At 51.1% G+C, this 12,458-nt stretch carries 12 protein-coding genes and 1 tRNA gene; 6 read left to right on the top strand and 7 right to left on the bottom strand.

The genetic code is table 11. The features are described 5' to 3' along the window. Positions 1–35 precede the first annotated feature (35 nt). From LDB27_RS03655 to trmB, 5 genes are all read right to left on the bottom strand, one after another. A complete protein-coding gene (locus LDB27_RS03655; RefSeq protein WP_000252190.1) occupies positions 36–1,043 on the bottom strand; it encodes a DUF1202 domain-containing protein in 1,008 nt (335 codons plus the stop codon). Positions 1,044–1,175: 132 nt separating this feature from the next. Continuing rightward, entirely contained in the window at positions 1,176–2,222 is a 1,047-nt protein-coding gene (ansB, locus tag LDB27_RS03650; protein ID WP_000394187.1) for an L-asparaginase 2, read from the bottom strand. Positions 2,223–2,410: 188 nt separating this feature from the next. Continuing rightward, a complete protein-coding gene (locus tag LDB27_RS03645) occupies positions 2,411–3,130 on the bottom strand; it encodes a DUF2884 domain-containing protein (RefSeq protein ID WP_000984835.1) in 720 nt (239 codons plus the stop codon). 49 nt (positions 3,131–3,179) lie between these two features. Beyond that, positions 3,180–3,506, bottom strand: a complete 327-nt coding sequence (locus LDB27_RS03640; RefSeq protein WP_001107559.1) for a YggL family protein — start codon at positions 3,504–3,506, stop codon at positions 3,180–3,182. Further along, positions 3,506–4,225 (bottom strand): tRNA (guanosine(46)-N7)-methyltransferase TrmB, encoded by a 720-nt coding sequence (gene trmB / locus LDB27_RS03635; RefSeq protein WP_225519920.1) that lies wholly within the window; start codon positions 4,223–4,225, stop codon positions 3,506–3,508. The genes LDB27_RS03640 and trmB overlap by 1 nt, the downstream gene beginning before the upstream one ends. Before the next feature lie 154 nt (positions 4,226–4,379). On the opposite strand from trmB, the gene mutY reads away from it, so the two are divergent. The 4 genes from mutY (at position 4,380) to LDB27_RS03615 (ending at position 8,406) form a co-directional block, all read left to right on the top strand. Further along, positions 4,380–5,432 (top strand): A/G-specific adenine glycosylase, encoded by a 1,053-nt coding sequence (mutY, locus tag LDB27_RS03630; protein ID WP_001148959.1) that lies wholly within the window; start codon positions 4,380–4,382, stop codon positions 5,430–5,432. 27 nt (positions 5,433–5,459) lie between these two features. Then, positions 5,460–5,735 carry an oxidative damage protection protein gene (locus LDB27_RS03625; RefSeq protein WP_000091706.1) on the top strand — a complete coding sequence of 92 codons (276 nt, stop codon included), beginning with the start codon at positions 5,460–5,462 and terminating at the stop codon, positions 5,733–5,735. A gap of 112 nt (positions 5,736–5,847) precedes the next feature. Further along, positions 5,848–6,933 (top strand): membrane-bound lytic murein transglycosylase MltC, encoded by a 1,086-nt coding sequence (mltC, locus tag LDB27_RS03620; protein ID WP_000976289.1) that lies wholly within the window; start codon positions 5,848–5,850, stop codon positions 6,931–6,933. A gap of 216 nt (positions 6,934–7,149) precedes the next feature. After that, on the top strand, positions 7,150–8,406 hold the full coding sequence (locus LDB27_RS03615; RefSeq protein ID WP_001049804.1) for a nucleoside permease: 1,257 nt from the start codon (positions 7,150–7,152) through the stop codon (positions 8,404–8,406). 61 nt (positions 8,407–8,467) lie between these two features. Here the strand turns inward: LDB27_RS03615 and LDB27_RS03610 are convergent, their stop codons facing one another. Next, entirely contained in the window at positions 8,468–10,603 is a 2,136-nt protein-coding gene (locus tag LDB27_RS03610) for an ornithine decarboxylase (RefSeq protein ID WP_000839742.1), read from the bottom strand. Positions 10,604–11,028: 425 nt separating this feature from the next. Between LDB27_RS03610 and LDB27_RS03605 the strand changes: the two genes are divergently transcribed. Together LDB27_RS03605 and LDB27_RS03600 are read left to right on the top strand one after the other, a co-directional pair. Beyond that, positions 11,029–11,736 (top strand): DUF554 domain-containing protein, encoded by a 708-nt coding sequence (locus LDB27_RS03605; protein WP_000234473.1) that lies wholly within the window; start codon positions 11,029–11,031, stop codon positions 11,734–11,736. Positions 11,737–11,841: 105 nt separating this feature from the next. Further along, positions 11,842–11,917, top strand: a tRNA-Phe gene (locus LDB27_RS03600). A gap of 158 nt (positions 11,918–12,075) precedes the next feature. Here LDB27_RS03600 and LDB27_RS03595 read toward each other — a convergent pair. After that, on the bottom strand, positions 12,076–12,456 hold the full coding sequence (locus LDB27_RS03595) for a VOC family protein (RefSeq protein WP_000582672.1): 381 nt from the start codon (positions 12,454–12,456) through the stop codon (positions 12,076–12,078). Between the last annotated feature and the right edge of the window lie 2 nt (positions 12,457–12,458).

Raw genomic sequence — 12,458 nt, 5'->3', positions numbered from 1 at the left:
GACCTGTGGCGGTTAATGCGCCGCCGGCAAGCGCATTATTTAATAACCCCTTTACGACGTAAATCGTCCGTATCTTTTTTCCAGCGCTCGTAACCGTCATTAATATCCATGATTTTCATGCGGATATCACTCTGTTGCATCTGAAGTTTCTGTACCGCTATATTCAGCGGATATTGTCCTTTCTCTAACGTTATCCAGTCATTCTGCGCTTTTCGACGCAGTTCTTCTGATTTCAAAAATACCTGCCGCCGCTGCTCGTGTATGTCTAAATCTCTTTTCTGCTGAATAGCCGCTTCATTGCACGGCTCACTCTGCTTACGGCACGCGTCTAATGCCGGTTGATAGACCTCTTTTTCGTATTTCTCGGCATATACGCTGCTATCGTTGGCTTTTACATAATCATCGCGCTCTTTTAACGTCTTTTTAAACGCCTCGGCGCGGGTCAACGGTTTCCCATCAGCACCTTTTCCCCAATATGCGTCCGCTTCTTTTTTAGCTACCGCTATTTTCTTATCCAGGGCAAAGAGTTGTTCTTCAAGACCGGGGATCGACGCTTTCTGCGCACGCCAGGAAGCTTCAATGTTGCCAAACCGATAGTTAAAGTCATCGCTGTTGACGATCAGGTATTTATCATTCGTTTTAATGTCGTCAATAGCCCGGCCCTGATCGCTGGCTGCCATTTGTAATGAGTAATAGCTCACCGTCCAGCCAGAGGCTGGCGTCCCTTTGCTGGTCAACATGGCAGAAAATTTAACGGGACGATCTTTGGTCCAGGTTTTTTCAACAAAATAATAATCCGCCGCCATACCAACGCCGGTATACATATCTTCACGGGAAGAAATATCCCCTTCGGCAGACCAGGTGGCCTGATTGCCCCTCGAATCAAGATTTTTTAAGGTAATGGAATCCAGTTTAAGTATGCCGTGGTACTGCTTACTAAACTGTTCTTTTAAGATGTTATCGGAGGGTTGAGCAACCTCTGCCCAACTATAGCCTGAAATCAGGGCAAACAGCGCTGCGCCAGCAATCCATTGTCGAACCACTTGTGGACCTCCCGTCCAGAGACATGACGCCCACGATTATCATAACAAGGATGATAATTAGCAAGATAATAGTGTTGATTGTGCGAGAGGTCTTCCAAAGATAGCCCCGGCCTTCCGACCGGGGCATTATCTTTAATACTGATTGAACATCGTCTGGATCTGTTTTGGATCTTTAGTCTGGGTTAACGCCAGTTGCAGTAAGACACGCGCTTTTTGCGGGTTCAGCGTGCCAGAGGCGACAAAGCCGTATTTTGCATCGTCCACTTCCGCATCCTGCGTGGTTGCGCCAGTCGGCACACGTGAAGAACGCACCACTACCGCACCGTTGTGCGCAGCGGTCGCCAGGGTATCAAAGACCGTTTTATACAGGTTGCCGTTACCCACACCTGCGCTCACGATCCCGTCATAACCCGCGTCTACCAGCGCTTTTGCCGGCAGATCGGACGCATTCGCATAGTTATAAACGATACCGACTTTCGGCAACGCGGTCAGCTTCGACACGTCGAACGGGGTGGAGGTGGTATGTTTACGCTCTGGCGTACGCTGGTAGTCAATTTTACCGTTGTGGATATAACCCAGCGGGCCGTAGTTAACCGCTTTGAACGTCGCCACGTCAGTCGTATTGGTCTTAGTGACGTCGCGTCCGTCCATGACGGTATCATTCATTACCACCAGCACGCCGCGGTTGGCAGACTGTTTATCAGCCGCTGTTACTACCGCATTATAGAGGTTGAACGGGCCATCTGCGCTCATTGACGTGGAAGGGCGCATCGCGCCGACCAGTACCACCGGTTTATTGCATTTCACGGTCAGATCGAGGAAATAAGCGGTCTCTTCCATCGTATCAGTACCGTGGGTAATCACGAAACCGTCGGTGCTGTCGCACTCGGTATTGATTTTTTTCGCCAGCGTGAGCCAGACTTCATCGTTCATATCCTGCGAGCCAATGTTAACGACCTGCTCGCCTTTCACTACCGCAATGTCCTTCAATTGAGGAACGGCATCCACCAGATTTTCGACACCGACTTTACCTGCCGTATAATTTGATTTTGTTGCTGAATCACCGCCACCAGCGATCGTTCCGCCGGTGGCTAAGATGGTGATATTCGGTAAAGCGAACGCTGCGCCGCTGAAACCCATTACCAGAGCAGCTAATGCCGTTTTCCTGAAAAACTCCATGTTATATCTCCAGTTATGTCAACTGGTCGCATTATCCCTATATTGCAGACGAATAATGTGATGTCATACGATTAACCAGCGATATATATCCAACAGAGAGTATTTTTTAGAGATGGATAACAAAATGCAGGAAAAAACAGAATAAAAAGGCGCAGATACGATCTACGCCATTGTTTAAAAAGGAAAGATTACTTCAGGCTGCCAACCAGCGCTTTGCGGCTATCTTCTAAGGTTACTACGCGGCTACAGACATCTTTGCCAAACTGCTGGAAATCTTTCTCCTGATTTTTCCATTCGTTCTGGATAGCGGTTTGCAAACCACCGAGACTGCCCATCACGCCCTGTAAAGGATTGCCGCCGCCTTTAAGCACCGCTTTGGCGCCCATTTCGTTAATGCTGTCCTGCAAAATACCGCCCATCGCCTGATTCACCAACTGCTGACCGTCGGCACGCACCTGGTCGATAGCCTTATAGTGGAACGTCAGGCCGTCCGTACGATGTTCGATAATACGGTTCATTTGCGCTTTTAATTGCGCATCAAGCTTCGTCAGACGGCTACGCATGTTGCTGCTTTCGCCCACCTCTTTAGCGATGATTTTATCCAGCGCCACGCGGCCTTTTTCGACGCGCGATCGGGCGCCCTCATCAATCCACGGCAGCGCGCTTCGCAGTTCCGCCTGGTAATCTTTCGCTTGCTCGCGTTGCGCGGCGCTAAGGGTGTACTGCTTACCGTTGTACATCACATTGCCGTCCGGCGTGATCACCAGGTTGCCGTTTTCACCTTTCACCTGCACCGTTTGTGGACTCAGGATCACATCGTCACGCGGCGTGACACTGCATTTGTAATCTGCATGAGCGGCCATCGCCGTCAACGTTAGCACTGCCGCCAGCAGCGTTTTGCGCATCATAACTTTCCCTCAAGACAAAGCGGGCCGGCATTTGCCGACCCTGTACTCATTAGTCCCACCAAACGTCGAAAAGTTCGCTGGTTCGGACTTCTTCAAGGTTGCGCGCTTCCAGCCACTTACGCACAATCGCCTGATGTTCTTCGGTACATTTACCGATTTCCTGCATACAAATCAGCCCTTCCCAGGCCAGGTAGCCGCTGCCGTCAAACGCCAGTTTATTAGGCTCAATAACGTCATTAATAAAGTCATCGACAGTCTTATCGATCTGCTCTTCAGATGTACCTTCCGGAAAACGCCATGCCACCGAAAATCCTAATTCCTGGAATTCGTCAATGTGCATTTTTTTACGCAGACGACGACTACGGTTCTTTGCCATTATTTCACCCTCTCGAACATTAAGTCCCATACGCCATGACCAAGACGATGGCCACGTTGTTCAAATTTCGTTACCGGGCGCGATTCCGGGCGCGGTACATAATCATTGCTCTCTGACAGATTTTTGTACCCGTCGATAGAAGACATGACTTCAAGCATGTGTTCCGCATACGCTTCCCAGTCGGTCGCCATATGGAAAACGCCGCCCAATTTCAGCTTGCTCAATACCAGTTCAGCAAACGGCACCTGAACGATACGGCGTTTATTATGACGCGCTTTATGCCACGGGTCAGGGAAAAAGAGCTGAACCATCGATAAAGAATTGTCAGGAATCATTTTATGCAACACTTCTACCGCGTCGTGGCACATGACGCGCAGGTTTTCAACGCCCTCTTCATGAGCGGACGCCAGACATGCGCCGACGCCGGGCGAATGCACTTCAATGCCGAGGAAATTCTGCTCCGGGCGCGCTTTCGCCATCGCCACGAGAGACGCCCCCATGCCAAAACCAATCTCCAGCGTCACCGGCGCTTCGCGAACAAACAACGTGGCGAAATCTACCGGCGCTTCGCTGAACTCGACGCCCATCACCGGCCAGTAGTTTTCCAGCGCGTGTTCTTGCCCCTTTGTCAGTCGCCCCTGGCGACGAACAAAACTACGAATACGGCGCAGCGGGCGACCGTTTTCATCAAATTCCGGTGAAATGACGTCGTTTTTCATAAAAGTGTAGTCTGCTGTGTTTGAGTTCTGAAAACGGGCATTATCCAAAGTTAGTTGCCGGATGCAAGCATGAAGCGCACTGCGGAAAGTTCCGGTTTACACCCTGCGGCCTCTGTGCTGCAATCTTGCCCCCGGCAATAATGAATGAGTTTCCATGCAAGCGTCTCAATTTTCAGCCCAGGTTCTGGACTGGTACGACAAATACGGGCGGAAAACGCTGCCCTGGCAAATTAACAAGACGCCTTACAAAGTATGGCTCTCGGAAGTCATGTTGCAACAAACGCAGGTGACGACGGTGATTCCTTACTTTGAGCGATTTATGGCGCGCTTTCCCACGGTGACGGATTTAGCGAATGCGCCGCTGGATGAAGTGCTCCATTTATGGACCGGGCTCGGCTATTACGCCCGCGCGCGTAATTTGCATAAAGCGGCGCAACAGGTGGCGACGCTTCACGGTGGAGAATTCCCGCAAACTTTTGCCGAAATCGCCGCGCTACCCGGCGTCGGGCGTTCAACCGCCGGCGCGATTCTCTCCCTCGCGTTAGGTAAACATTATCCGATTCTTGATGGAAACGTTAAACGTGTGCTGGCTCGCTGTTATGCTGTTAGCGGCTGGCCTGGAAAAAAAGAGGTGGAGAATACGCTGTGGACGTTGAGCGAGCAAGTGACGCCCGCACGCGGCGTGGAGCGTTTTAATCAGGCGATGATGGATCTGGGCGCGATGGTTTGTACGCGTTCAAAGCCAAAGTGCACCCTGTGTCCGCTGCAAAACGGTTGTATCGCCGCTGCGCATGAAAGCTGGTCACGCTATCCGGGCAAGAAACCGAAACAGACGTTACCGGAGCGGACGGGTTACTTTTTATTGTTACAGCATAATCAGGAGATTTTCCTGGCGCAGCGCCCTCCCAGCGGTTTATGGGGCGGACTCTACTGCTTCCCGCAGTTCGCCAGCGAAGATGAATTACGTGAATGGCTGGCGCAACGGCATGTTAACGCTGATAATTTGACCCAGCTTAACGCGTTTCGCCACACATTTAGCCATTTCCACCTGGATATTGTGCCTATGTGGCTTCCCGTGTCGTCACTGGACGCCTGCATGGATGAAGGCAGCGCGCTCTGGTATAACTTAGCGCAACCGCCGTCAGTCGGACTGGCGGCCCCCGTGGAGCGCTTGTTACAGCAGTTACGTACCGGAGCGCCAGTTTAACGCCCCGGTCGATGAAGAGGATGACTTATGAGCAGAACGATTTTTTGTACTTACCTGCAACGCGACGCTGAAGGGCAAGATTTTCAGCTCTACCCTGGCGAACTGGGAAAACGTATCTATAACGAGATCTCTAAGGACGCGTGGGCGCAGTGGCAGCATAAGCAGACCATGTTGATTAACGAGAAAAAGCTCAACATGATGAACGCCGAGCACCGTAAGCTGCTGGAACAGGAGATGGTGAGCTTCCTGTTCGAAGGCAAAGACGTTCATATCGAAGGTTATACGCCGGAAGATAAAAAATAGGCCCGTTGCTGAATGAGGCTGCGCTTATTCGGCCTGTGAGTTATGCCGGATAAGCTCTTAGCGCCGCTGCCCGGCAACATGGCATAACGACAACACAACATGCACTCCCGGAATGATGAAAAAATTACTCGCGCTTGCTGTTATTGCGCCGTTGCTCATCTCCTGCTCCAGTTCGACCAAAAAAGGCGAGACGTATAATGAAGCCTGGGTCAAGGATACCAACGGCTTTGATATTTTGATGGGGCAATTTGCCAACAATATTGAAAATCTGTGGGGATATAAGGAAGTCCTGATCGCCGGGCCGAAAGACTACGTCAAATATACCGATCAGTTCCAGACCCGTAGCCACATCAACTTTGATGATGGGACCATTACCGTTGAAACCATCGCCGGGACGGAACCTACCGCACATCTGCGCCGGGCCATTATTAAAACGTTGCTCATGGGTGACGACCCAACCTCCGTCGATCTTTACTCCGATGTCGATGACATAAAAATTTCTAAAGAACCCTTCCTGTATGGTCAGGTCCTCGACAATACCGGCCAGCCTATTCGCTGGGAAGGCCGCGCCACGACATTCGCGGATTACTTGCTGAAAACGCGGCTCAAAAGCCGCAGTAACGGCCTGCGTATTATTTACAGCGTCACCATTAATCTGGTGCCGAACCACCTTGATAAACGCGCGCATAAATACATTGGCATGGTACGCCAGGCCTCCCGTAAATACGGCGTTGACGAGTCGCTGATTCTGGCGATTATGCAAACGGAGTCCTCGTTCAACCCGTATGCGGTCAGCCACGCGGATGCGCTGGGCCTGATGCAGGTGGTGCAACACAGCGCCGGGAAAGATGTTTTCCGTTCTCAGGGTAAGTCCGGCACGCCAAGCCGTAACTTCCTGTTCGACCCCGCCAGCAATATCGATACCGGCACAGCGTATCTGGCGATGTTGAATAATGTCTATCTGAGCGGTATTGAGAATCCGACGTCGCGGCGCTATGCGGTCATTACCGCCTACAATGGCGGCGCAGGCAGCGTATTACGCGTATTCTCGAACGATAAAATTCAGGCCGCGAATATGATTAACCGCATGTCGCCGGGGGATGTGTACCAGATATTAACCACCCGACATCCATCTGCGGAGTCGCGCCGCTATCTGTATAAGGTGAATTCCGCCCAGCGATCGTATCGCCGCCGATAAACCATCGCATCCCGCCTCTGGCTGGCACAGGACAGCGGCGGGAAAGGCAAAAGTGTTAACTCCGTCACCATTTTACCTTGCAATCAGAAATTGTTTGCAAATATTTGTCACAGGTAACAAAAAAAGCCCGCCTCTCATTGATAGAATCACACCAAATCACAACGGCAAATGTGCCTTTTAAAACATTCATCCGCTCTCAGGTGTGAGGAAATTAACATGAATCTTAAGCTGCAGCTTAAAATACTTTCTTTTCTGCAGTTCTGTCTGTGGGGAAGCTGGCTCACTACCCTGGGCTCGTATATGTTCGTCACCTTAAAATTTGACGGCGCATCTATTGGCGCAGTTTATAGTTCACTGGGGATTGCCGCCGTCTTTATGCCGACCTTGCTAGGCATTGTGGCTGACAAATGGCTGAGCGCGAAATGGGTCTATGCCCTGTGTCATGTCGTCGGCGCCATCACGCTATTCATGGCCGCGGAAGTCACTACGCCTGGGGCGATGTTCTTTGTGATCCTGCTTAACTCGCTGGCCTATATGCCGACGTTGGGCTTGATCAATACAATATCGTATTACCGCCTGCAGTCTGCCGGCATGGATATTGTGACTGACTTCCCGCCTATCCGTATCTGGGGCACCATTGGCTTTATTCTGGCGATGTGGGGCGTGAGTTTCTCCGGTTTCGAGCTGAGCCATATGCAGCTTTATATCGGCGCGACGCTTTCCGTTCTGCTGGTACTGTTTACCTTTACCCTGCCGCACATTCCGGTGGCGAACCAACAGAAAAACCAGAGCTGGACATCAATGCTGGGCCTTGACGCTTTTGCGCTGTTTAAAAATAAGCGGATGGCGATTTTCTTCATCTTCTCCATGATGCTGGGCGCGGAACTGCAGATCACCAACATGTTTGGCAACACCTTCCTGCATAGCTTTGATAAAGATCCGCTATTCGCCAGTAGCTTTATCGTGCAGCACGCCTCGGTGATGATGTCGATTTCGCAGATTTCTGAAACGTTATTCATCCTGACCATTCCGTTCTTCCTGAGCCGTTATGGTATTAAGAACGTTATGCTTATCAGTATTGTGGCGTGGATGCTGCGTTTCGGCCTGTTCGCTTATGGCGACCCGACGCCGTTCGGTACCGTTCTGCTGGTACTGTCGATGATTGTGTACGGCTGCGCCTTCGATTTCTTCAACATTTCTGGCTCGGTGTTTGTCGAAAAAGAAGTACGCCCGGAAATCCGCGCCAGCGCGCAGGGAATGTTCCTGATGATGACCAACGGCTTCGGCTGTATCCTGGGCGGCATTGTGAGCGGTAAAGTGGTGGAGTATTACACTCAAAACGGCATTACCGACTGGCAGACCGTGTGGCTCATCTTCGCAGGCTACTCGCTGGTGCTGGCCTTTGCGTTCGTAGCCTTGTTCAAATACAAACACGTTCGCGTTCCGGCAAGTTCGCAACCCGTTGCACATTAATTCTTGCCCTGTTTCGCAGGCCGGATAAGGCGTAAATGCCTTATCCGGCCTGCAGGCAACGTTACTTTAAAACATATCCGTACAAGCGTTGAATTCCATCGGCATCAGTCTCGCTATATACCCCCTGCAATTCAGGCGAAAAACCGGGCAACAGATTGATGCCCTCTTCCAGCGCCAAAAAATAACGCTGCGCCGCGCCGCCCCAAATCTCCCCCGGCACCACGCACAGTACGCCCGGCGGGTATGGCAATGCCCCCTCGGCAGCAATACGCCCGTCCGCCTCGCTGATACGCACCAGCTCTACATCGCCGCGAATAAAGGCGCTGTTGGCGTCCTGTGGGTTCATCGCCACATGCGGCAGGCTTTCTTTGCGGAACATCGCTTTTTGCAGATCCTTAACGTCAAAGCTAACGTACAGGTTGTGCATCTCCTGACATAGCTCACGCAGGGTGTAATCGCGGTAGCGAACCGGGTATTTCTGAAAAACCGTCGGCAATACATCCGCAAGCGGCGTATCGTCTTCAATGTGCCGTTCAAATTGCGCCAGCATCGCGACCAGCCGCGCCAGTTTCTCTTCGCTCTCAGCGGGTGTCAGCAAGAACAGAATCGAGTTGAGATCGCACTTCTCAGGCACAATACCGTTCTCACGCAGATAGTGGGCGAGAATGGTCGCCGGGATGCCGAATTCGGTGTACTGCCCACTATCGGCATCAATACCTGGCGTGGTCAGTAACAGTTTACAGGGGTCGACAAAATACTGGTCATCCGCATAACCCTCAAAGCCATGCCATTTCGCCCCGGGCTCAAAACTGAAGAAACGACGATTGCTGGCAATGGTCTCCGTCGGATATGCCTGCCACGGCTTGCCGTCAACCACCAGTGGGATAAAGGGCTGAAGCAGTTTGCAACGGGCGAGAATGGCTTTACGCGCGTCAATGCCCAGCGCAACGCACTCCGCCCACAGGCGGCGACCGCTCTCCCCTTCGTGGATTTTGGCATTGATATCCAGCGCCGCAAACAGCGGGTAGAACGGACTGGTCGAGGCGTGCAACATGAAGGCGTTGTTCAGGCGTTTGTGCGGGCAAAAACGCGCCTGGCCGCGAATATGGTTATCTTTTTTGTGGATCTGCGAGGTTTGTGAGAACCCCGCCTGTTGCTTATGTACCGATTGGGTCACAAAGATCCCAGGGTCGTTTTCATTAAGCTCCAGCCGCAACGGCGAGGTATCCGCCATCATATTGATAAACTGCTCATAGCCTACCCACGCGGAGTCAAACAGAATGTAATCGCAGAGATGCCCGATTTTATCCACCACCTGACGGGCGTTGTAAATAGTGCCGTCATAGGTACCCAGCTGAATGATCGCCAGGCGGAACGGACGCGATGCATCGGCGCTTTCCGGCATCACGTCACGAATCTGGTCGCGCAGGTACGTTTCATCAAAACAGTGCGCATCAATACCACCGATAAAACCAAACGGGTTACGCGCTGCTTCAAGATAGACTGGCGTCGCCCCGGCCTGAATCAGGGCGCCGTGGTGGTTGGATTTGTGATTATTACGATCAAACAGCACCAGATCGCCGCGCGTCAGCAGGGCGTTAGTGACCACTTTATTCGCCGCCGAAGTCCCATTCAGCACAAAGTAGGTTTTATCCGCATTAAACACTTTTGCCGCAAATTTCTGCGCGTGTTTGGCAGAACCTTCATGTATGAGCAGATCGCCAAGTTTCACATCGGCGTTACACATATCCGCACGAAACAGATTTTCACCAAAAAAGTCATAAAAATGACGGCCTGCGGGATGTTTTCTAAAAAACTCGCCATGCTGGTGCCCCGGGCAAGCAAAGGTACTATTCCCCATGTCGACATACTGGGTCAGGGTGCCATAAAAGGGCGGCAGAAGTTCCGCTTCGTAGCGACAGGCTGCGTTTTCCAGCTCCAGCCATTCCTGCGCGTTCCCACCTATTACCGCCGTAACGCCGGCAGGCGCGCTGACGGGTTCATCCACAAGCATAAACACCGGCAGGTGAAAACCGGTGCGTTTAAGCAACGCCAGAATACCGCTACGGCTGTCGGCAGTGGTAATGACGACTGCGGCCACATCGGTAAAGTCGGTACTGTCCAGCGCCACTACGTTTCGGTGGGTGGAGAGACGGGGGATGAGTTCACCGCTGGCGGCAATATTCATTGATTTCATAAGCGCAAATACCCGTTTCGGGAGTAGAGTAACCCCGGACAAAGCCCGATGCCTTGCCCAACGAGATGCCGGGTCAAACTGGATACCAGCTCCGACCGCCAGACATCAGTAAAAACAGACTGTTTCTGATTTTACTGTTGTCCTGCAGTGAGCGTGCGCTGCCCTCACCGCATAGCGGGGACGACAAAAAAAAGGAAAGAAAGGGGCAAACCTCGCGCAGTCAGGCGACAGTGAAGACAATATAAAGGCGCTATGTTCATCCCGGCGAGCCCCATGCTGGCAGGAGAAATTTCGCGCAATCATGGCACCTTTCACCAGACGGCGCAAGGTAAAATCAGCGCTCTATACGTCACAGATAATCAAGCTATTAACAGCTTAATCGCGTGATAATAAGGCAATTTGAAAGACAAATAACAGGAGTCATTGTGGTAATTGGACCTTTTATTAACGCTGGCGCAATTTTATTCGGCGGCGTTATTGGCGCGCTGTTAAGTCAGCGTCTGCCAGAACGGATTCGCGTCTCAATGACGTCTATTTTTGGTCTGTGCTCTCTGGGTATTGGCATTCTGCTGGTGATGAAGTGCGCTAATCTTCCGGTGATGGTGCTGGCGACGCTGGTCGGCGCGCTTATCGGCGAGTTTTGTTTGCTGGAAAAAGGCATTAATGGCGCAGTCGCGAAAATCCAACAATTATTTATGGCATCGGGTAATAAGCCAACACACGACTCATTTATTCAAAGTTACGTCGCTATCATTGTACTTTTTTGCGCCAGTGGCACCGGTATTTTCGGCGCGATGCATGAAGGGATGACCGGCGATCCAAACATTTTGATCGCTAAATCTTTTCTGGATTTTTTCACTGCCATTATTTTCGCCTGTTCGCTTGGCATCGCCGTTTCGGCGATTTGCGCACCGATGTTGATTATCCAGTTAACGCTTGCCGCCTGCGCCACTCTCATTCTTCCGCTGACCACGCCGGCAATGATGGGCGACTTTAGCGCTGTGGGCGGACTGCTGCTGGTGGCAACCGGCTTGCGTGTATGTGGAATCAAAATGTTTCCGGTAGTGAATATGCTCCCGGCGCTGTTGCTGGCGATGCCGATCTCCGCCGCATGGGCGATGTTTTTTGCCTGACTCTGCGTGCAATAACAACAAAGTGGTGATAGATTGTGCAGTCTACGTTGATTTGAAGAAATTTCGTTGACGAAGCGAGGCGATTACGGTTTAATGCGCCTCGTTGCCCGGATAGCTCAGTCGGTAGAGCAGGGGATTGAAAATCCCCGTGTCCTTGGTTCGATTCCGAGTCCGGGCACCACCTTTCCTTTTTTATGCTTCCTTATGAATTCCTCGATGTCTTCAAGTCAATAAGTTTGAACATAGACTCTTTCCAGAAATTATTGCCATATGATCTCCATTAGACCAATATAAACGGATGCGTGATCATAATAAAGGCAGCAATAGTAAGTTTTAACATTAAACATACTGCGAAATTTCAATTAAGTTTCCATCAGGGTCCCTGATGTAGATAGACATTATCTCGCCTGTAGCTCCAGTTCTCTCAACCGGGCCTTCAACAATGGGAATGCCTGCCTGTAAGATCTCAGACACAACATCATTTATCGGTGTCGATGTAATAAAACATAAATCGGCAGATCCCGGCGTTGGTCTACTCGCTTTTGGTTCGAACTCCATTTCTTGCTGATGGAGGTTAATTTTTTGCGCTCCAAATATTAACGCTTTTCTGTTTTGTTTAAATGTTACCGCAGAAAAACCAAGTACCTCTTCGTAGAATCTTATTGTGGTTGATATATCAGATACCGTTAATACAAGGTGATCAATTCTGTCAATTATCATTT

The organism is Salmonella sp. JXY0409-18 (assembly GCF_020268625.1).
Classification (GTDB): domain Bacteria; phylum Pseudomonadota; class Gammaproteobacteria; order Enterobacterales; family Enterobacteriaceae; genus Salmonella; species Salmonella enterica.
The sequence above is the reverse complement of the archived record's forward strand: the minus strand, read 5'-3'. Positions and strand labels throughout refer to the sequence as shown.